This is a genomic window from Acinetobacter pecorum, from assembly GCF_014837015.1.
Taxonomy (GTDB): Bacteria; Pseudomonadota; Gammaproteobacteria; order Pseudomonadales; family Moraxellaceae; genus Acinetobacter; species Acinetobacter pecorum.
On record NZ_JACSPT010000024.1, the window covers coordinates 1 to 22,217 of the forward strand.

Genomic DNA, 22,217 nt, shown 5'->3' on the forward strand with positions numbered 1-22,217 from the left:
AATCTTTTTCAGATTCAATCAATAATTGAACCGCTCTTTCTCTGATTTCAGGGGTATATTTTAATTTTGTCATCGGGATAGTCTCTCAGAATATTGACTCTCCGACAAACCCAGTACGGTTCACAATGATTTTACATCAAGTTTATCATATAAGAATTTTAGAATCTGAATACTAATTTATTTTATAAATTGCCATCTAATCATATTCTTAATCAGGTAAGGTGATTCCAATATTTTACTAATAAGCAAATAATAAATCTTGAAAATTTCATTCTTGGAACGTTATTTCAAAATTGAAATCCATAGAATATGTTTAAGTTATTGTATTTTATATTAAATTTAAATGGCATGCTCCTTGCTGAATTAGAAGTAAAAGGAGAGTTTCTATGGATGGTTTACAACTTCAAAATTTGAGAAATCTTTTAGAAAAGCATCTCAATTTTACAACTGATTTACCGATGAATATAAAAAAGCTTAGCGGAGGAGCGATTCAGGAAAATTGGGCTATTTCTGGCAAATTAGATCAAGAAGATTATGAAATTGTGTTAAGAAAGAATGCGGCTACAGTGGTAGATGCAAGTTCTGGCCGTCAACAAGAATATGAGTTATTAAAACGTTTATATGAACTGAATATTTGTGTGCCTCAACCTCTATTATTTGAAAAAAAAGATAATTTTCTTAATAGTGAATTTTTTGTGATGAATAAAATTTCTGGGGTTGCCGAAGGTCATAAATTAGTCCGCCTTAATCAACCAGACTTGCAATGTAAGATTCTGCAAGATATTGGGCATAAACTTGCCGCTATTCATTTAATAGAATCTGATCCAGAAATTGAAAGAATCATTCAGAAGCCTCCAAAAGAAAATTATTTAAATCAACTTACAGAAGATCTTCATGAGCAACTTCTTAAATTAAGAGAGCCTCGGCCGATACTTGAGTTTGCTCTTAGCTGGATGAAGCAGGAGCAGCCAGAAACAGATGATTTGGTTATTGTTCACGGTGATTACCGCACGGGAAATATCATGATTGATCATGATCATGTCTCCGGCATTCTGGATTGGGAATTTACCCATTGGGGAGATCGCCGGGAAGATATTGGCTGGTTCACTTCAAAATGCTGGAGATTTGGAAAAGAAGCTCAGGTCGCCGGTGGGATCGGTTCTTATAAAGATTTTATGCAGGCTTATTCCCAAGTTTCGGATATTTATATTCCAGAGTTTGAGCTGAAATTTTGGCATGTTTTATCGCATGTCCGTTGGGCAATTATTGCGATACAGCAAGCCAACCGGAATCTGAGTAATGCGCGTCCTTCTCTGGAATTAGCGCTAACAGCGTTTTTAGTGCCTCAATTAGAAAAAAATATTCTCGACATAATTGGTGATAAAGAATGAATCAGGAAAGAATTATACAGCTTATTGAAGCGGGACAATCACTGTTAAAGCATGAACTGCAATTAAAGCATCCTGAGTCAAAGTACAGCTTATTAATGCTGCAGCGCAGTTTTCAAATCTTAAAAAATTATATTGAATCTCAGTCAGAACAAGAGCAAAAACAGCTGGATATTTATCAGAATTATTTTCATTTTCCTATCACTAATGTAGTTCAGAGTGCTGACCAGTTATGTGTTGAGATGAGGGAAAATTTCGATATGCAGGCACTTGCAGTCTTGGAGCAGCTGAATCAACTGGAGCTGGAAATAATTAAAGCAGGTTAAATTATGAAATATATAAGGCTTTATCTGGTTCGGCATGGACATGTTCAATATTTTGACGAACAACATCAACCTGTTAATCCCAAATATGCTGCTTTATCCACGCAGGGTGAACAGCAAATACAGTTGCTTGCTGAACAATTAAAAGCAATTCAGATGGATCAGATTTTTTCTTCAACTATGCCGCGCTCTATCCAAACGGCCGAGATTCTATCTTCTGCCCAAAAGAATCCAATAATTCATTCCTTTGATGAGATTAGGGAAATTAAATCAGGACGTCTCAAGAATATTCCTGATGACCAGGCTGAAATTTTAATCAGAAAAGCATATTACCCGAAAAAATATGCATTAAAAGATTTTTTACTAGGCGAGGCATGGTCTTCCTTTGAACAACGTATAACCCACTGGTTTGAGGCAATGCTGTTGCAGGAATTTCAAGCAAAGCATCAGCATATTCTTGTTTCTTCACATGATGCTGTGAATCGAATCGTACTGAACTGGATATATGGCTTAAAGGGCCAAGATGTTCAGGTTCAGGAACAAAATTATGCATGTTTGAATATTGTAGATTTCTATATTGAGGATCAGAAAATCCAAGAAACCCGTATCTTACTGCAGAATTTCACTGCTCATAACATATTAAAGATCAACGAATCTGGAAATGCTTTAGATCATGTCTATGAAATGTACATGAAAGCAAATGGATTTAAAAAATCAAACGGATTGAAAGGGGAAGTAGCATGAAAACATTATCTCAGGATTTGATCGAACTGCAGCAAAAAGTACGTCATTTTATTGAACATGAAATAAAACCTTTTGAGAATGATCTTCGTCAGGATAGCCATGGCCCAAGTAATGAATTGCGCGTAGAACTAATTGAAAAAGCCAGACAATATAATTTGCTGACACCTCACGCAAGCTTAGAAATGGGTGGTCAAGGCTGGACACATTTGCAGAAAGCTGTTGCCTTTGAAGAGGCGGGCTATTCACCGCTTGGCCCCATTGCCATGAATATTCATGCGCCAGATGAAGGCAATATCCATCTCATGGATATTGTGGCAAATGAATCACAAAAAAAGCGGTGGTTGCAGCCGATGGTAGAAGGGAAAATCCGTTCTTGTTTTGCAATGACTGAACCAGCGCCTGGTGCAGGCTCTGACCCTTCAATGCTGCTTACCACCGCTGTACAGGACGGTAATGATTATATTATCAATGGAAGAAAATGGCTGATTACTGGAGCAGACGGGGCTGAAGTCGCCATTATTATGGCAAAAATGGAAGATGGCTCTGCTTCCATGTTTCTCACGGATACCTCTGCTGATGGCTTTATTCTTGAAAAAAATATGAATGCTATGGATTCCTGCTTTGCAGGGGGGCATGGAATACTCCGCTTTGAGAATTTAAGGATTCCCAAAGAAAATGTATTAGGTGAAACAGGTAAAGGATTTAAATATGCTCAGGTTAGGCTTGCACCGGCACGTTTAACCCATTGTATGCGCTGGTTAGGGCAGGCGCGCCGTGCACATGATATAGCTACTGAATATGCTAGAGAAAGGCAGTCTTTTGGGCAGCGTCTAGGTGATCATCAAGGCGTCGGTTTTATGTTGGCTGATAATGAACAGGATCTTTTAACTACACGTTTGTCCATCCATTATTGTGCACAGGTTCTGGATATGAATGACAAGGCGAATTATGAATCCAGCCTAGTTAAGGTGATTAGTTCTGAAAATATCTGGAAAATTATTGATCGCAGCTTGCAGATATTGGGTGGGCAAGCCATCACAGATGAAAATCTCGTCTGTAAAATTTTCAAAGATGCACGTGGATTCAGAATATATGATGGTGCCAATGAAGTTCATCGCATGAGTATTGCTAAAAAGTTGATGAATAGAAAAATCTAAAATTAAGTTTTCAAGGATGAATAAACATGTTCAATATAAAAGATAAGAATATTATTGTGACTGGCGCCTCAAGTGGGCTAGGGCAGCATATCGCTGAGTTTTATGCTCAGCAGGGCGCTAATATTGTGATCTGCGCGCGCCGTGAAAAACGCCTAGAGCAATTAAAAGATAAATTGGAACAGCTGTATCAGGTCAAAGTATATAGTTATGCTTTTGATATTAATGACCGCATAGCTGTTCAGCGAATGCTGCAAGACCTTAAGGAAAAACAGATACCTGTTCATGTATTAATTAACAATGCGGGTGTAGGTGATTCTAAGCGCTTTTTGGATTATAACGATCAAGATTGGGATACCATTGTTGGGACTAATTTAAAAGCTCCGTGGATGTGTGCACAAGAAGTCGCATCGTATATGCAAGCACAGAAAACCGCTGGGTCAATTATTAATATCACTTCTATACTGTCTGAAACTATTAATTTGGGTGTATCACCTTATTGCGCATCTAAAGCAGGGCTGAAGCACCTCACCGAGGTAATGGCAGTGGAACTGGCGCGTTTTAATATCCGGGTGAATGCGATTGCGCCAGGATATATGGTGACCGAAATTAATGAAGACTATTTAAAAAGTGATGCTGGCCAAACAATTTTAAAAAGAATTCCCATGCGTAGATTTGTGGAATTTTCAGATTTAAATGGTGCATTATTACTGTTAGCATCAGAAGCGGGTCGAGGAATGACCGGCATTGAAATTAAAGTGGACTGCGGGCACAGCTGTTCACCAATATCATAGGAAGATAAGTAGCATGCTGAGTCAGAAGCCAATTAATATTTTGGTAAGTTATATTAAAACCCCATCTATTAATGGCTTTCGAGCCCTAGCGGAACAGACCATTGAAAAAGTACAGTCAGACAAAATTGGTTTTGTTGAATGCCATATTTCTGATGTGTTGGAAGTGGCACAACAACTTGTTAAAAATGGCAGCGAAATTTTACTCTGTACAGGTGCAACTGCCCATTATCTGCAAAGAAAGCTGCCTATTGAGTTGCATACTATACGTACTGGAGCCTTTGACGTCATCCAGGCGATTTCAAATTTAAAGCAATATCAGAAAATTGCATTATTGGGAAATGCTTCCAGTGTAAATTTGACCCAGTATTCCGATGTTTTCGCCCTGAAGGTTCAACAGTTTAGTTATGATTCTTATCTGGCTGCAAAGAAGGCTGTACAGCAGGCTCAGCAGCAAGAATTTGATGCGGTAATTGGTTCACCTGTTGCTGTAGAAATGGCTTTAGGTATGAATATGGCTGCACAGCTGGCGATTAGCAGTAATTCATTACAAGATCATTTATATAGTGCTCTGCAGCGTTTAGATAAAATACGTGCGGAAAAGCAACATACGCAAAGATTAAATGAGATTTTTAACCAGCTGACGGATGGGATTTGCTGTATTTCTGACACAGGAAATATTCTTTTTATTAATCAGTCGATGACAGCCTTACTGAACTTGGATCTAACCCAAGTCTTGAATAAATCGGTCTATTCCATTTTCCAGAATCTGGATTTGAATGTAGAGAAAAGTCATCAGGTTTTGTCAGTAGGAGCAAAAAAATTAGCCGTACATTTATCTGCACTGAAAAATGAATATATAGACGGCTTTATTCTTAGTGTGCAGGATTTAGATGCTTTTGAAAAATCCAGCAGCGAATTCAGAAAGGTTTCTACACGAAAATTTAATATTCGTTATAGTTTTTCAGACCTTATTACTGAGGATCCAGCTTTTGTTCAAAGTATAGAATTGGCCAAACAATATGCCAAAACGGAAGCAACGATTCTAATTACCGGTGAAAGTGGCACAGGCAAGGAACTATTGGCACAAAGCATTCATCATTATAGCTCAAGAGCCAAAGCGCCTTTTGTTGCAATTAACTGTGCTTCTTTTCCAGAAAGCATTTTGGAAAGTGAATTATTTGGTTATGAAGAGGGGGCTTTTACCGGGGCGAAGAAAAATGGAAAAGTAGGACTGATTGAGGCGGCCCATAATGGCACCTTATTTTTAGATGAAATCGGTGATATGCCCCTGCATCTTCAGACACGTTTTTTAAGGGTGCTGCAAGAAAAACAAATTAACCGCTTAGGTTCAATCGTGAGTCATCAGGTTAATATCCGGGTTCTGGCCGCTACTCATTCAAATCTGGAAGAGAAGGTAAATAAAGGTGAGTTCCGAGCTGACCTATATTATCGATTAAATATTTTAAGAGTATTTGTGCCAGCGCTGAAGCAGCGCCGTACCGATATCATGGCGCTAACAAAACATTTTCTTCGGAAGCATCATCTGGATATAGAGGCACTGCCAGATTACTTGAAAAAGGCTTTGCAAAAATATCATTGGCCTGGAAATATTCGGGAACTTGAAAATATTATAGAAAGATTTGCAGTGATAAGCAGATTAGACAGAGAAATATTCAATCAGCAGATTGTTGAAAAGCACATTCCAGAAATTTTTCAAAACTATGATTTCTTGGTATCTGAACAAGCAAACCCCTTAAAAGAAGTAAAAATAAATCAGGAATTACAGTTAATCCAGCAGGCTATAGATGCAGCCAATGGAAATCTTGATGCGGCTGCCCAAAATTTAAATATCAGCCGCACAACCCTATGGCGCAAGATGAAAATGTTAAAAGCCTAACTGCCAGCTCCAAGAATTTCACAATTGAAAACAGTTTCATCTTTGAAAAAATATAAAAACATAAGTCACTGATAATTAATGATTAAAAAATTGGCATCATAGTTGCAATATTAGTATTCAGACTCAATTGGGAAATTGTGCAAGGATATAATAATGATGAATGGACTGATGATGTATTGCAATTTAAACATTACTTCAATTATGCGGCATGCAATGATGGTTCATGCTGAGCAGCAAATTGTTTCCTTAAAATCAGATGGTATTAGTGTACATCGTTATACTTACCGCGATGCTTTTAAACGTGTGGCTCAGTTCGCACATGTCCTTGATCAATTAAATATTTCTCAAAATGCCAAAGTCGGTACATTGGCTTGGAATACATATCAGCATATGGAACTGCATTATGCCATTCCATGTTCTGGGCGTATTTATCATACGATTAATCCTAAACTGTTACCGGAGCAGATCAAGCAGATTATTTGTGATGCGAAAAATGAAGTTTTGATTGTTGAACCTGAGAATGTGCCGTTACTAGAAAGCCTGTATCCGAGCTTTTCATCATTTCTTAAGGAAATTATTGTCCTAGGAGATATTGATCCAAACCTTAAAGCCAGTTTTCGGTTTAGTTTCTATGAAGATTTAATCCAATTTCAGCCTGAAAGCTATGAATGGCCGGATATACCAGAATTGCAAGCCAGCGGTTTATGTTATACATCTGGAACGACAGGAAAACCAAAAGGTGTTCTTTATTCACATCGCAGTACTGTACTGCATGCATTAACGTTAAGCATGGTTGAAGTGGTAGGATTGCATTCGCAAAGCACCATGATGCCTATGGTTCCGCTTTATCATATCAGTGCTTGGGATATGCCTTTCAATGCCATTCTGTGCGGGGCAAAAATAGTCTGGCCAAACCAGTTTGCAGGACAGACTGAGAAAATGACGGCACTGATGCAGGCAGAAAATGTCAATATTTCTATGGCTGTGCCGACTGTATGGACCTCGATAAAAACATATTTACAGCAGAATCCAGACTTAAAGCTTAATCTTAAACGGGCTATTTCAGGCGGTTCAGCCGCACCGCTTGCATTAATCAAAAGTATGCGGGATTTAGGCATTCAGCTCGAAAATGGCTGGGGTATGACAGAAACCAGCTCTTTGGGAGCTATTAATCAGACACAGCTTATTCGTGAACCTGAACAGTTTGACCAGCAGGCAATCAAATGCGGCCGGCCGATATTTGGCTTGCAAATGCGTTTGAAGCATTTTGATGGAACGGTACTTGAACATGACGGCATTCAGGAGGGGGTTCTCGAATTAAGAGGCCATACGGTGGTGCAGCAATATATCAATAGCTCTGAGGATCAGAAGCATTCACAAGCTGAAGACCTTTGGTTTGATACAGGAGATATAGCCACGATAGACAAACATGGCTATATGCATATTACTGACCGCGCCAAAGACATGATTAAATCAGGAGGAGAGTGGATCAGCAGCGTTGAAGTTGAAAACGCAGCAATGGGATATCACAAAGTTCATGAAGCTGCGGTAATTGCAGCAGAACATCCGAAATGGGGAGAACGTCCTTTATTAATTGCGGTTGCAAAGAATAACGAATCGATAAGTCATGAGGAGATTATTCATTATTTGTCGGGCTATCTGCATAAATGGGCTTTGCCTTCAGCAACTATCTTGGTCAAAGAAATACCTCATACACCTACAGGAAAAATTAGTAAAAAACAATTAAGGGAACGCTATCACGATTATTTTCAGCAATTAAATGCCGTATGAATTCATCAAAAAAAGGATTTTTGATATGTCAAAAAATGTAGAAATTGCCATTATTCAAAATATGAAATTCAAGGATATGGTTAGAGCGCGTAATCGTTTTGCCATGTGGTTAAGTATAGTCATTCTATTTATCTATTTTTTATTCATTGGTATAGCTAGCTTTTATCCTCAACTTCTTGCTCAAACAATGGGAGATCGGGTTCTTACTGTTGGAATGCCAATGGCAGCATTAGTCATCATTATAAGCTGGCTCATTACTGGTATATATATTTACATTACAAATCAGCATTTCGATCGCATCAAGGAAGAACTGAAGCGGGAGTATCAATATGAATAAATTCTTGCTTCTCGCCATAATGATTGTCTCTAGCAGCCAGACACAAGCAGCAACAAACAGCCCACTCAACTGGACCGCTATAAGCATGTTTGCATCAGTGGTTTTTATTACCTTGATTATTACTTGGAGAGCTGCACGGCAAACCCATTCTAAAGAAGACTTTTATACGGCAGGAAATTCGATTTCAGCTCGGCAAAACGGGTTAGCAATTGCAGGGGATTATATGTCTGCCTCTACCTTGCTTGGAGTATCAAGCATGGTTTTTTTTAAAGGTTATGATGGTTTCATTTATGTCACAGGCTTTTTTGTATGCTGGCCAATTTTGACATTTGTTATGGCCGAACGTTTAAGAAATTTGGGTAAATATACATTTGCAGATATTGTATCTTATCGTTTAGACCCCGCAAAAACCCGTATTCTTGCTACTTCCGGCTCCCTAATTGTTGTGTGCTGTTACTTGCTCTTGCAGATGGTGGGTGCTGGCCAGCTAATTAAATTGCTGTTCGGAATCGATTATAAGATTGCCGTAATGCTGGTGGGATGTCTGATGCTGATTTATGTCATGTTTGGCGGTATGCTAGCAACAACTTGGATTCAGATTGTTAAAGCTGTCTTGTTATTATTTGGTGGTACAGTACTGACTTTTCTGTGCTTAAGATATTTTAACTTTAGTCTGGATAATTTGGCTGCAGCAGCAGTAAAAAATCATAATTTAGGACAAAAGGTATTAGAACCAGGCCCAATGCTTTCCAATCCGATAAATGCGCTATCTACTTCAATAGGCCTGATTTTTGGACTAGCTGGTTTGCCACATATTCTAATGCGCTTTTTTACTGTTTCAAATTCTAAAGACGCACGTAAATCCGTGTTTTATGCGTCTGGATACATTGGTTATTTCTTTATTCTCGTATGTATCTTGGGCTTTGCAGCAATTTCAGTCATTGGAACAAATCCCGCATTTTATGTTGATGGGATATTGGGTGGAGAACTGATTGGCGGTTCAAATATGGTGGCTATTCATCTAGCCGGCGCATTGGGTGGTAATGTTTTACTTGGATTTCTATCCGCTGTTGCCTTTGCCACGATTTTAGCAGTAGTTGCAGGTTTAACGCTGGCAGGTGCATCTGCTATCTCACATGACCTGTTCCAAAAAGTAATCAAAAAGGGCTCAGCTACAGAAAAGCAGGAAATGGCGGTGTCCAGATTTGCTGTAGTAGGTTTAGGTATAGTGGCCATTGCCTGCGGTATTTTATTTGAAAAAATGAATATTGCGTTCTTGATGGGCCTTACTTTCGGTATTGCTGCATCAGCAAATTTCCCTGTACTTTTCCTTGCCATGTACTGGAAAGACCTCACTACCCGAGGGGCAATCTGGGGCGGATTTACTGGTATAATTTCAGCTATTGTTTTTGTTGCTATGTCGCCAACGGTCTGGGTAGGTGTGTTTGGCTATGAACATGCAATTTTCCCTTACGATAATCCTGCATTATTTTCTATGCCTCTCGCATTCATAGTGAGCTGTTTGGTCTCTTTAATGGATCGTAGTGAACGGGCTGCAATAGATAGAGCTGGATTTGAGCAGCAGGTAGTACGTTCTGAATTGGGCGCACAACAATCTGACCTGGAAAAAGTACCAGTTCATTAATAAATTTAAATTGATATCTGTAATACTGGCTTTTAAGATATATAACTCGATGCTTGATCAAGAGGATTTTTATTCAAGCTCGGGTTATATTTCAGGTAATACATTTAAGATGTGTATAGATAACAATTTATCTGGGATTTATTTAAGTCCTTCAGTGGAAGAGATCAAAATTAAAAAGATAATTGTTATTCCATTAGATGAGGTGGGGAAGTAAAACGGTACTAAAAAGTTTGATTGATCAAAAAAACAACATTTGAATCGTGTATCCTGCTTTGTATCCTGAATTTTTCTATGAATAATTAATTTATTAAAAACAATAGGATAATGGACTGTTTTCGTCTGTGTGGGCCCACCAAATATATCAAGCACTTAAGAGCGATTCTCTTAAGTGCTTTTTTTATTCTAAAATCTATGTAAGCAATAAAAATAAATGGTAATGCCATGTTCAGTATTGCAAGGCCAACATCTGAAAAGAAACCAAAATGGAAATCACTGGAGTTTTATAAGGACAATTGGAGTATTTTTATTTTCCTTGCGGTGGGAGCGGGGAGGTTATTTCAACTGCTACACTTGTTATCTATGGTTCCATCTTTGCTTAGATTTTTTCTGTAGAGAAAGTCGTTGTTCCCGATGGCCTTATTTTTATATTCTTATGCTTTACTCGGCTATTTGCTTTTTTACGACTTATAAAATGAAATAAAGAAGGGCTACCCTTCTTAAGGGTGACAACGTGGACTACTAACAGAGATGAGTTTGAAATCAAAAAAAAAGATTTTATTTTAAATTTCCAGATATTTGCAGGAGCGTAAATGAGAGCACATGACTTGCTAAGATGCCCCCAAAAAAGCCGCTTTGATTAAACTGAGTGCTACAAATTGGAAAGTACTGTCATTATTACCTTGGTATTTTTAAACGGCTCCTGCCGATCCATATAAATATAATTCACCACCCTCTTAAAAAACGATATATAGAATTTATATAAACAGCTTTTACATTTGATTGCACAAAATTAAGAATTTTTTAAGGTAGGACTTCTATCTTGAGTAGCAAGTTAATTTCGTGGTATGAGCCGAATGATCAAGTTTAGTTGTGATCCTCAGTCATCTGATCAGATTTATTATTTGGATGGATATTTCAACCAGTCTCAATACAAAAAACAAATCTATCACAATAAATTTTCAGTACAGGCCCATCACTTTGATCCCGTGATCTCGGTACAAGATAATGCTCTACAGCTAAGCGTACAAATGGTACGCCGTGGTGAGACGTGGGAACGTCGAGCACTGGAAAATTTTATTCAGGAAAAGTATCAACAAGTCCATCAGGCCACGATATCCACCTTCTCTTCGACCCTGTTTGCCGGTTATGACGGAGCCGAAATGCAGGTTGTAATTGGCATGGAGCATTTACACCAAACCAATGCCTTCCTGGAACAGTATCTCGATGAACCAATTGAAAATATTCTTGGCAAGCTCAGCCAGACGGAGATTAGTCGGAACAAGATTGTAGAAATTGGCAACTTGGCTGCAGTAGACATAAATCAGGCCAAACTGATAGTGGCATTTCTGGTCTTTCATCTCTCGCAGCAATGCATTGAATGGGCAGTATGTACCGGGACAACTGCGGTGCGTTATGTGTTGCAACAGATGGGATTACGTTTTCATGTGCTTGAAAAAGCTGACCCGCAAGTCCTAGGAGAGGCACAGCGCCTGTGGGGTAGTTATTACCAGCAGAAACCTTATGTCCTGGCGATTGATGTGGCAGAAGCCCTACAAGTCGCTCGTCAATTTTATCAATTTAGTCATTAAGGCATTTTGCTTGATTACCGAGGCACAGAATTTAAATGATGACTGCTTTATTTGAACGTATCAGCCTGCACGCACAACAATATCCGCAGCGAGAAGCAGTAGTCACCGCACAGGCAACCCTCAGCTATGCCGAGCTGCAGCAGCGGGTAGAATTATTGAGTGCCAGTTTCAAACAGCTTAATCTGCGCCATCTGGCTTTGTGGGGCGTAAATAGTATGGACTGGATTGTAGCCGATCTTGCCGCACAAAAAGCCGGCATGACTGTAATACCTGTTCCTCTATTTTTTACTGCAGCCCAAGTACGGCATCTGCTTTCCGACAGCCAAACCGAGCTGCTCTGTATTCTGGATGAATCTTTCTCTGCACCAGAATGGATGTTAAATCTGGCTCAAGACATGAGTGGAGATGAGATATTTATTGCCGGCCAGCTACATGCACGCTTTTTTCAGCTAGAGCTGGCCGTACACTATTCATCTTCTTTACAGACCCAGCATCCGGCAAAAATCACCTATACCTCAGGCAGTACCGGAACACCGAAAGGCGTGTGTCTGGCAGAAGATACCATAGAGTCAATTACGCATTCACTCAGTCAGGCACTGGCCAGCAGTCAGCTTGGACGGCATTTGTGTCTGATTCCATTCGCCACCTTGCTGGAAAATATTGCCGGAATTTATGTCGCACTGAGCATGGGGCGCGCTGTAGTAGTCGGTGAGGTGAGCCAGTTCGGTCTGGTATCTAACCATACTTTTGATACACAGCGGTTTGTAAATACAGTGCAGAGCTATCAAATCGAAAGTGTGATTTTATTACCGCAGATGCTGAAAGCGATTGTGGAATATAGCGCTACACACGGTGCTGCAGGGTTTAAGATGCTGAAATTTATTGCGGTCGGTGGAGGGAAAGTCTCTGCTGATTTACTCAAACAGTTCCAGCAACTTAACCTTCCGGTTTATGAGGGGTATGGCCTGTCCGAGTGTGCCTCGGTAGTCAGTCTGAATCTGCCGGGTGCACGCCGTATTGGCAGTGTGGGCCGGATTTTACCGCATGTCGAAGTTGAGATTGTAGCCAACAGCGAAGTAGTAGTGAAGGGTAATGCCATGCTGGGTTATGTCAATGACATGGCTGCAACACCATATATTCATACGGGTGATGCCGGCTATTTTGATGAGGAAGGCTATTTGTACATTACCGGACGCATCAAGCAGATGATTATCAGCAGTTTTGGACGCAATATTTCCCCGGAATGGGTTGAGTCCAACAGTCTGACCGAGCCGGAAATCCAGCAGATTGCCATTTTTGGCGAAGCTCAACCACATCTATCGGCCGTGATTTATGCCCCGGATGATACGCCAGACCAGCAACTGGCAGTAGCGCTTCAGCGGGCCAACAGCCGGATGCCAGACTATGCCCAGATCAAACACTGGTGCAGGTCTGCAGAGCCATTTTCCCTGAACAACCAGATGTTGACCGACAACGGCAAACTGCGCAGACAGCAGATTCAGCAAAAGTTTCAGGCTGAACTGATACCGGACGAGTCCCAACTTAATTTTGCCTAGTTCACAGACCCATTGACCTGTTGAATGAGAGAGAACACATGAATATTGCACAGCAAGCTTTGCACACCACGCCTAATCAGATTAAAACGCAATTGGTAGAACAGGGTTGGGTCTTGTTAAGACATGAACACTATGACGTGACCTCGTTTAGTGAACTCATGAATAGGCTATGCCAGCGGCTGACTTATGATCCTGCACGCAAAAATGTCACTCGCCAGTCCCAGAAAGTTGATGCAGGTAGCCAGGCCATGGGACTGCATATTGAAAATGGCACGACGCCTTTACCGCCCGATATCATCGCCTTTTTCAGTAAAAAAAGTGCTTCGCGCGGTTCGCAGACTACCTTATGTGATGGGCATGAAGTCTGGAAAAATATGTCGGATGCTCTCAAGCAGAAATTTGCCGAACCGATGACCATTCGCCGTTATTTACCCAAACCGATCTGGCAGAAGTATGTGGCCACTGTCTTGAATATTGAAAATGCAGAGCAGGTCGGCCTACAGGAGCTGGAACACTTTATCCAGATGGTTCCTGGCCAGCAGATTAGCCCGGCACACGATCAAGGGGTGCACTACCATTTAAATATGCCGATGGTCCGCCATGACACTCTTAAGGGTATTCCAGCCTTTGCCAATACCTTACTCGGGCCTTCTTATAATTATGAAAAACCCCGTTTTTATTTTGTTGATGGTTCAGAGATCAGTTCAGACTTGCTTGCAGAACTGGCAGAGCGTTGTGAAGCCCGGACCTCAGAAATTGACTGGCAGGATGGTGATCTGGTGATCATTGATAACAAACGCTTTATGCATGGCCGACGTGAAATCTTGGTGCCACTTGAGCAGCGCAAGTTATACATTTGTATGGGACTGGGCCTGAATCCTGACTTTTAAGCAAAGCAGAAAAAGACATCTAAAAAATTCAACCATAAGGGAAGTGATCTATGTCCAATTTAACAGCAGTTCTTCTAGGTGCGACCGGTGGCATTGGTCAGGCCATTGCCGATATTCTTGGGAAAAATGGCCTGAATCTGGTTCTGGTCGGACGTAATGAACAGACTTTGCGAAAATTAGGTGAAAAACTGGCACAGCGTTATCCGGATATACAACTGCAAGGGATCTGCTGTGACCTGGCCGAGCAGCACAGCCGTAACGAATTACTGGGTGCGCTGGCCGAACTGAATACCCCCATTCACTATTACATCAATAATGCCGGTATCAATGATTTCAGTCTGTTCTCACAGCAGGCACAGGAAATGATGGAACAGATAATGCTGATTAATGTGGTCTATCCCTTGCAACTGGTGCAGGGCATGATTCCACTGATGTCTAAAACTCAGCCGAGCCAGATCATTCATATTGGCTCTACCTTTGGCAGCATTGGCTATCCGGGTTATGTCAGCTATTGTGCCAGTAAGTTCGCCTTGCGCGGTGCTACCGAAACTTTGGCACGTGAGTATGCTAAGACCCCAATTCAATTTCGTTATTTCTCACCAAGGGCAACGATCACGGAGATGAATGATGCAAATGTCACAGAAATGAATCAGGCACTGGGAACTAAAATGGATGATCCTGATTTTGTCGCACAAGAGTTTTATCTTTTTTTAGAGAAAAACAGTCAGTCCTATCAGGTGGGTTATCTGGAAAAAATCTTTGTGAAGGTAAATCAGGTTTTACCCCATATCGTTTCCGGGTCAATTGAAAAAGATCTGGATACTATTTATAGATATGCGAACCGAGATCCAGCAGCCTACAACACTGAACAGTAGAAGATGAATGCAATGACTGATTCAGCACTAGATCAATAAACAGTTGTTTTATTCTTTACAGATGTCGCTGTAACCGATATGTTCTGGAGCTTTTGTATCTGTTGACACGAAAAATTTTTCTTTTTAGAGAAACCTGCGGCAGCGGTGGCACAGGGTATTTTGCTGTAATAAATAATATTTTAATTTTGAAAAAGAAAGTTTTCAGGCTAAAAGTAATTTCATGCTTTTTTGAAAAGTAATAATTTTGATTTCAAAAAATCTCTATGGCTTGCAGTCATATTGTATTTTTAATATGGAACCATAGATGAATATTTTATTGATCGCAGGCTGGGGATTAGGAACAACAGTCCTGGAAGAATTTTCTGAAAAACTCAGGACAGATCATACAGTTGTACTCTCTGATATTTTTGACCCCTTTGATGCGGTGACCCTGCAGGAAAAGATAAAGCTCGCACAAGATTATGATGTACTCATAGGCTGGTCTTTAGGGGGACAACTGGCTATTTATTTGGCCAATGAAATCTATCAGCAGACAGGGGTAGCAAAGCCTGTGATTGCCTGTATGTCTAATCCCTGTTTTGTGGTTAATACACATTGGCAACAGGCAATGCCTGAAGCTGATTTTGAAAAATTTTCTCAGGCGGCCCGACTGGACATGCTAACGACATTGAAACGTTTTAGTCATCTTGTCTGTATGGGGGCGAAGGATGCACGGCAACGGGTAAAATATTTACAATCCAAACTGTCTTTAATTGATTTAAATCATCAAGAAAAGCATCTTTATCTTTTGAAACAATTAAATTTGGTAGAGATCTTAAAAACCTGTTCAACGAAGATACTGTTTATATTTTCAACCCAAGATTCACTAGTTCCTTACCAAGTTTCCATAGAATCTGTCTTTTATCAACAAAGTTTGATCAAAGTCAAAGAAATCGAGGCTGCGCATGATGCAATCCTGTTCGATACAGAATTGCTGCTAACCCCTATTATGGATTTTCTGGATGATTTACCAGTTACTTCAGCAAGATAGAGAGTTCAGTCATTTGCATTTTTAACTGAGCAGGCTAAGATCGATATTTCCACAATTTTTCAGGATGAATTTTGTGTTTGACGCTTTTGATCAAGAGCATATTTGGCATCCCTATACCTCAATGACTGCACCCTTGCCATGTTATCCGGTCGCTAGCGCCAGCGGTGCCCAGATCTATCTGCAAGATGGCACGGCGCTGATTGATGGTATGTCCTCCTGGTGGTGTACGATTCATGGCTACAGTCATCCTGAGCTGAATCAGGCCGCCATTGAGCAGCTTAATAAGATGTCACATGTGATGTTTGGCGGATTGACCCATCAGCCTGCCATTGAACTTGCGAAAATCCTGCTGGAGATCACGACATCTGAGCTTGATAAAGTCTTTTTTGCTGATTCCGGTTCAGTTGCTGTAGAAGTTGCCTTGAAAATGGCGGTGCAATACTGGCATGCCCAAGGTCAACCGGAAAAAAGTAATTTTGTCACGACACGTTCGGGCTACCATGGTGATACATGGAACGCGATGTCAGTTTGCGATCCCGTCACGGGTATGCATCAAATCTTCGGTTCAAGCCTGCCTAATCGATATTTTGTTCCTGCACCTGAAAGTAGTTTCAATGGCGAATGGCAGGAGCAGGATATCCAGCCACTGGAACAGTTACTGGCAGAAAAACACAGACAAATCGCTGCCCTGATTATTGAGCCGATCGTTCAGGGTGCGGGGGGGATGCGTTTTTATCATCCTGAATACTTACGTCAAGCCAAAGCTTTGTGTAAGCAATACGATGTACTCCTGATTCTGGATGAGATTGCGACAGGTTTTGGACGCACTGGTAAGTTATTTGCCTATGAGCATGCCGATATCATCCCTGACATACTTTGTTTAGGTAAAGCCCTGACCAGTGGCTATATGACATTATCTGCTACGCTCACCACCAGGCAGGTTGCAGAGACCATTTCTCGGGGTGAAGCGGGCGTTTTTATGCATGGCCCGACCTTTATGGCCAATCCGTTGGCGTGTGCAGTTGCAGTAAAAAGTATCCAGCTTTTACTGGCACAGGACTGGCAAGCCAATATCCAGTGTATTGAACAGCAATTAAGTACTTTGTATGTTTTAGAGGGGCATCCTGTAGTCAAAGATGTGCGGGTGCTTGGGGCAATTGGAGTGGTTGAGCTGCATCAGGCAGTTAATCTGGCTGAATTCCAGGCAGAATGTGTTCGTCGTGGTGTATGGATTCGTCCATTTGGCAGACTGGTGTATGTCATGCCGCCTTTTATTATTTCTACAGCCGAATTGCAGACATTGCTGGAACATATGATCGCTATGATTCAGCATCTGGAGCTTGCAGCATGAATCACCTCGAACATTTCGCACAGCAACTTGATGTATTAAAGCAACAAGGGCAGTACCGCGAGTTTAAATCCAACATTACCAGTGCTGCCCATTTTGAACTCAACGGCAAAACCATGTTGAATCTGGCATCGAATGATTATCTGGGTCTTGCCAGCCAAGTGGATTTACGGGAAGCATTTTTTGATATGACTCCTGTTTCTGAGCGGCAGATGAGTGCCAGTTCCTCCCGGTTGCTGACTGGAAATTTTCCCGCTTATGAACAGCTTGAACATGACATGTCGCAAGCCTTTGGCCGTGCGGTACTGCTGTTTAATAGCGGCTATCATATGAATATCGGGATTTTACCTGCGCTTGCAGACAGTAAGACCCAAATCATTGCAGATAAACTGGTTCATGCCAGTATGATTGATGGTATCCGTTTATCTAAAGCGAATTATGTGCGATATCGGCATAATGATTTAGATCACTTGGCACAACTTTTATTGAAATATCATTCAGATGATTCAATTGAACGTATCATTGTCGTCACAGAATCCATTTTTAGTATGGATGGGAATGAAACCGATTTAACTGCTTTGGTGGCGCTAAAGAAACAGCATCCTAAAGTCATGCTGTATGTTGATGAGGCGCATGCGATAGGCGTACGCGGTTTACGTGGACTGGGCTGTGCCGAACAATATAATGTGATAGGAGATATCGATTTCCTGGTAGGTACCTTTGGTAAAGCGCTTGCTTCGGTTGGCGGCTATTTGGTCTGCGAACCGGTAATCCGGGAATATCTGATTAATTCAATGCGCCCGCTCATTTTCAGTACTGCCCAACCTCCCATCTGTATGGCCTGGACAAATTTTATCTTTCAGCATCAACAGGGCTTAAACGCAGAACGCCAAGCATTAACTGCATTATCACAATACAGTCAGCAGGCAGTAAAAAATCTGGGTTATGACTGTCCGTCAAGTTCCCAGATTATTCCGGTCATTATTGGGGAAACGCATCAGACCGTAGCTTCGGCAGCCTATTTGCAAGATCATGGTTTTTATGTATTGCCTGTACGTCCACCCACTGTTCCCAAAAACTCGTCACGACTGCGGATATGTTTGCATCATGGAATAAAGAATCAGGAAATTCAGCACTGTTTTAGTGTACTGGAGCAATATCAGCCATGAACAACACACTGATTGCACAACGATTTGCTCAGGCTCAGCACAGTTATGATCAGCATGCCGTAGCACAGCGCCATGTCGCTCAACATTTACTTCATTTAATGCAACAGCATATTCCCCAACCGCATATGCAACGTGCGCTAGAAATTGGTTGCGGTTCAGGTCTGTTTAGCCATGCTTTTTTACAGCATTATGGGGTTGATCAGTTGTTTTTAAATGATCTTTATCCTGAAGTGAAACAGCATTTTCCTGAAACTGAGCAATTCATCTGGGGTATAGGCGATATTGAACAGTTACCATTACCGCAGTCTTTAGACGTGGTGGTGTCCTGTTCAGCCTTGCAGTGGATTCAGGAGCTACCGGCCTTAATCCGAAAAGTGGCCACTGCCTTGAACCCATCAGGATATTTCTGTTTTGCCAGTTATGCAGAAGACAATTTAAAAGAAATTAAAGTATTAACAGGACAGGGTCTGGATTATTTACCACTGGAAACTGTAGCCAATATCTTGCAGGCACAGGGCTTTGAACTACTAATGGCAAATGAAGAACGGATCCAGCTCAACTTTGCCCAGCCTAGAGATGTGCTAAAACACATGAAATCTACCGGTGTGCAGGCAACGGCTCAGGGTTTTCGCTGGAGCAAAAGCTTACTTGCGCAGTTCGAGCACCATTATGCTCAATTCCAGATCCCGGAAACAGGGAGTTATCCTTTGACCTACCATCCCATTTACCTGATTGCACGGAAAGCTCTATGAGTTCGAAAATCTATTTTGTCAGCGGCATTGATACCGCTATTGGTAAGACCTATGCCACCGGTTTTTTGGCCAGAAGCTGGAATGAACAGGGAATTCGAACCATTACCCAAAAGCTGATTCAAACTGGCAATGTGGATGTTTCAGAAGATATCGAGCAGCACAGGATGATCATGGGGTGTGGGCTGCTGCCTGAAGACCATGACAAGCTGACCATGCCAGAAATTTTTAGCTATCCGGCCTCACCGCATCTGGCATCTGAACTGGATCGGCGTTCGATCGATTTCGGAAAAATTCAGCAGGCAGCCACTATACTGGCCGAGCGTTATGACCGGGTTTTGCTTGAAGGGGCGGGCGGATTAATGGTGCCGCTAACCCGGGACATGCTGACGATCGATTATATTGCAGCGCACGATTATCCTGTCATTCTGGTGACTTCAGGCCGTCTGGGCAGTATTAATCATACTTTACTGAGTCTGGAGCTACTCAAAAAGCGTAAAGTCGCACTTCATGCTGTGGCATTTAACCATGCTGATGACCACCAGGACCAAACGATTGCGATGGATACCATTCAATATTTAAAGGAGTATCTGACCCGGTATTTTCCAACAGCCGTATGGCTAGATATTCCTAAGCTTGCAGGTCACGCTTAGACACGCCGTACTTGATTTCAATGCGAAGCCCATAGGGCCGTCGGGCATTAAAAGAGAGCAGATAGCCATACTGTTTTAACAGGTTAACGGTCAATGCCAGTCCTAAACCATGGCCATGCTGCTGAGCAGATTTTCGCCAGAAGCGTTGTCCTAAATGTTGGATATCCTTGGCTGTAAGTTGTTGTCCATCATCTTCAATCACCAGGCCATGAGACTGCATGGAAATCCAGATATGGGTAGCCTGTGCATGCAGCAGTGCATTTTCAAGCAGATTTTTCAGTACCGTATACAGCACAAATTCAGGTAGCTGAATTTCGCCTAGACTTTCCCAGTCCACCTGTATTTTTTCATTAATTTCAGGATAGCGTGTACTTAAGTCTGCAAGCACCTTCTCAAGCGTGGGGCGAAGCCAGATGGCTTCAGACATTGCTTGGATACTGTTTTCTGATTGGGTCAGCAATAAAAGCTGCTCGAGTAACAGCGTATAACGCCGGATGCTCTCATTGGCCTGCTGCAAATTGTGCTGAATGGATTCAGGCAGGTTCTGCTGCTGACCGATCAGCTGGGCCAGTTGTACATGGGTTTTAATTGCGGTCAGGGGACTGCGTAATTCATGTGCAGCATAGGCACTAAAGGCTTTCTCCTGTTGCAGACTGTCATTGAGTTTCTGAATCAACTGCGTGGAATTGTTGACAAAAGGCTGTACTTCCTGAGGGATGCTTGCAGGCTTGAGCTGCATTAAAAAATCTGCCGCCTGTGAATAGTTGAGGTTTTTCTGGTTCAGGTATTGACTGAGCTGATCCAAAGGCCGGAACTGTCTGCGGATAATAAAGATGATCAAGGCAATACAGATCAGCAGTGAGAAGACCAAGGGAACCAGTACGGACTGCAGAATCTGCTGTAGTAGCATATCCCTCAAGAACATGCGTTCTGCCGCCACCACCTGAATATCGCCACGACGCAGAACATAACTGCGCCATTCCGTATCACCCTGCTGCCAGGTGCTGAATCCTTCTGGTCGCTGGCTTAAATTTTGGGGGGCACCGCGTGTTTTGGCAATCACCTGATTACCTAACGAGATGTCAGAGCTAAAAAGAGAGACTTCACAGGCAATTAACTGGTTTGCATCATCATTCTTGGCTAATTTTGATAGGGTTGCATCCCCCAGACTATCCAGCGGTAACTGCTGAATCAGCCGGGCAACCATTTGTGCAGATGCCGATAAGCGTTGATCCAGTGTGTCTTGTAAACGCTGTTTCAGGTCAATATACAGCCATGAAAATACCGCACTCCACAACACAATAAACACGGCCAAAAGACTCATGACCAAACGCCATTTCAAGCTGTGACTAAACATGACGTTGCTCAAACGGTTTGAAAATATAGCCCACACCGCGAACGGTCTGAATCAAGTCTGGATGCAGTTTTTGTCTCAGGTGATAAATGTGTACATTCAGGGCATTGCTCTCTATAGCGTCCTGAAAGCCATAGAGCTTGTCAATAAGCTGTTCATTTTTCAGGATCTGGTTGGGGTGACTCATCAGGGTTTCCAGCAGGCTGAATTCACGGCGAGATAAATTCACGGCCTGGTCTTGATAGGTCACAGTCTGGGTATCCCGGTTCAGAACCAGTTCATCAAATTGCAGTGTATTCGAGGCAAAGCCACGGTGGCGCCGGGTGAGGGCATGAATCCGGGCAATCAGCTCCTCCAGTTCAAAGGGTTTGGTCAGATAGTCATCGGCACCGGCATTCAGGGCCTGAACACACTGATCGGTCCGCAGCCGCGCCGTCAATACCAGTACCGGGAGATCAATCTGGTCGCGTCGCCAGCTGTGCAGCAACTCCAGGCCATCCTGATCCGGCAGACCTAAATCCAGCAAACACAAATCGACTGCACTATGCCGGATAAAATAATCCGCAGCACGTGCGTGACTAACATGCTCCACTGAAATATTCAGATAGTTCAGAGCAGCACAAATGCTCTGTGCGATATAGGGGTCATCCTCAACCAATACAATAAACATAGAACATCCTGATCAAACTGCCATTATTTTATAAATGATTTG

20 protein-coding genes are annotated in these 22,217 nt (G+C 41.9%); 18 read left to right on the plus strand and 2 right to left on the minus strand.

Going from position 1 to position 22,217, the window contains the following annotated elements; translation table 11 throughout:
* Window positions 1-386: 386 nt before the first annotated feature.
* The 18 genes from H9629_RS13880 to bioD all read left to right on the plus strand — a co-directional run bounded on the left by H9629_RS13880 (window position 387) and on the right by bioD (window position 20,151).
* Window positions 387-1,391 (plus strand): phosphotransferase family protein, encoded by a 1,005-nt coding sequence (locus H9629_RS13880; RefSeq protein ID WP_225215816.1) that lies wholly within the window; start codon window positions 387-389, stop codon window positions 1,389-1,391.
* Window positions 1,388-1,714, plus strand: a complete 327-nt coding sequence (locus tag H9629_RS13885; protein WP_191731313.1) for a hypothetical protein — start codon at window positions 1,388-1,390, stop codon at window positions 1,712-1,714. The genes H9629_RS13880 and H9629_RS13885 overlap by 4 nt, the downstream gene beginning before the upstream one ends.
* A 3-nt stretch (window positions 1,715-1,717) precedes the next feature.
* The gene (locus H9629_RS13890) at window positions 1,718-2,455 is read left to right on the plus strand and encodes a histidine phosphatase family protein (protein WP_225215817.1); all 738 of its coding nucleotides are present in this window, start codon (window positions 1,718-1,720) and stop codon (window positions 2,453-2,455) included.
* Complete coding sequence (locus H9629_RS13895) at window positions 2,452-3,612, plus strand: acyl-CoA dehydrogenase family protein (RefSeq protein WP_191731314.1); 1,161 nt, start codon at window positions 2,452-2,454, stop codon at window positions 3,610-3,612. Before H9629_RS13890 ends, H9629_RS13895 begins: the two co-directional genes overlap by 4 nt.
* 26 nt (window positions 3,613-3,638) lie before the next feature.
* On the plus strand, window positions 3,639-4,403 hold the full coding sequence (locus tag H9629_RS13900; RefSeq protein ID WP_225215818.1) for an SDR family NAD(P)-dependent oxidoreductase: 765 nt from the start codon (window positions 3,639-3,641) through the stop codon (window positions 4,401-4,403).
* A 13-nt stretch (window positions 4,404-4,416) separates the two neighbouring features.
* Window positions 4,417-6,300, plus strand: coding sequence for a sigma 54-interacting transcriptional regulator (locus H9629_RS13905; RefSeq protein ID WP_191731315.1), 1,884 nt, complete (start codon window positions 4,417-4,419; stop codon window positions 6,298-6,300).
* A 153-nt stretch (window positions 6,301-6,453) separates the two neighbouring features.
* Entirely contained in the window at window positions 6,454-8,091 is a 1,638-nt protein-coding gene (locus tag H9629_RS13910; protein ID WP_191731316.1) for an AMP-binding protein, read from the plus strand.
* Between the two features lie 25 nt (window positions 8,092-8,116).
* On the plus strand, window positions 8,117-8,428 hold the full coding sequence (locus H9629_RS13915; RefSeq protein WP_191731317.1) for a DUF485 domain-containing protein: 312 nt from the start codon (window positions 8,117-8,119) through the stop codon (window positions 8,426-8,428).
* Window positions 8,421-10,073: a cation/acetate symporter ActP gene (gene actP / locus H9629_RS13920; protein ID WP_191731318.1), complete on the plus strand. Its 1,653-nt coding sequence runs from the start codon at window positions 8,421-8,423 to the stop codon at window positions 10,071-10,073. The genes H9629_RS13915 and actP overlap by 8 nt, the downstream gene beginning before the upstream one ends.
* Window positions 10,074-11,146: 1,073 nt before the next feature.
* Window positions 11,147-11,881 (plus strand): thermostable hemolysin, encoded by a 735-nt coding sequence (locus H9629_RS13925; RefSeq protein WP_191731319.1) that lies wholly within the window; start codon window positions 11,147-11,149, stop codon window positions 11,879-11,881.
* Between the two features lie 35 nt (window positions 11,882-11,916).
* Window positions 11,917-13,437 (plus strand): AMP-binding protein, encoded by a 1,521-nt coding sequence (locus H9629_RS13930; protein WP_064101918.1) that lies wholly within the window; start codon window positions 11,917-11,919, stop codon window positions 13,435-13,437.
* A gap of 38 nt (window positions 13,438-13,475) precedes the next feature.
* A complete protein-coding gene (locus H9629_RS13935) occupies window positions 13,476-14,327 on the plus strand; it encodes a TauD/TfdA family dioxygenase (protein WP_191731320.1) in 852 nt (283 codons plus the stop codon).
* Window positions 14,328-14,377: 50 nt separating this feature from the next.
* Entirely contained in the window at window positions 14,378-15,202 is an 825-nt protein-coding gene (locus H9629_RS13940; RefSeq protein ID WP_191731321.1) for an SDR family oxidoreductase, read from the plus strand.
* A 304-nt stretch (window positions 15,203-15,506) separates the two neighbouring features.
* Entirely contained in the window at window positions 15,507-16,232 is a 726-nt protein-coding gene (locus H9629_RS13945) for an alpha/beta hydrolase family protein (protein WP_191731322.1), read from the plus strand.
* Between the two features lie 73 nt (window positions 16,233-16,305).
* Complete coding sequence (gene bioA, locus H9629_RS13950) at window positions 16,306-17,583, plus strand: adenosylmethionine--8-amino-7-oxononanoate transaminase (RefSeq protein WP_191731323.1); 1,278 nt, start codon at window positions 16,306-16,308, stop codon at window positions 17,581-17,583.
* Entirely contained in the window at window positions 17,580-18,749 is a 1,170-nt protein-coding gene (locus tag H9629_RS13955) for an 8-amino-7-oxononanoate synthase (RefSeq protein WP_191731324.1), read from the plus strand. Before bioA ends, H9629_RS13955 begins: the two co-directional genes overlap by 4 nt.
* The gene (gene bioC, locus H9629_RS13960) at window positions 18,746-19,501 is read left to right on the plus strand and encodes a malonyl-ACP O-methyltransferase BioC (RefSeq protein ID WP_064095386.1); all 756 of its coding nucleotides are present in this window, start codon (window positions 18,746-18,748) and stop codon (window positions 19,499-19,501) included. Before H9629_RS13955 ends, bioC begins: the two co-directional genes overlap by 4 nt.
* Window positions 19,498-20,151: a dethiobiotin synthase gene (bioD, locus tag H9629_RS13965; protein ID WP_064095385.1), complete on the plus strand. Its 654-nt coding sequence runs from the start codon at window positions 19,498-19,500 to the stop codon at window positions 20,149-20,151. Before bioC ends, bioD begins: the two co-directional genes overlap by 4 nt.
* On the opposite strand, the gene H9629_RS13970 is transcribed toward bioD, so the two are convergent.
* Complete coding sequence (locus H9629_RS13970; RefSeq protein WP_064101924.1) at window positions 20,129-21,508, minus strand: ATP-binding protein; 1,380 nt, start codon at window positions 21,506-21,508, stop codon at window positions 20,129-20,131. The genes bioD and H9629_RS13970 overlap by 23 nt on opposite strands.
* A complete protein-coding gene (locus tag H9629_RS13975) occupies window positions 21,501-22,175 on the minus strand; it encodes a response regulator (protein ID WP_064095383.1) in 675 nt (224 codons plus the stop codon). Before H9629_RS13975 ends, H9629_RS13970 begins: the two co-directional genes overlap by 8 nt.
* Window positions 22,176-22,217: the final 42 nt, after the last annotated feature.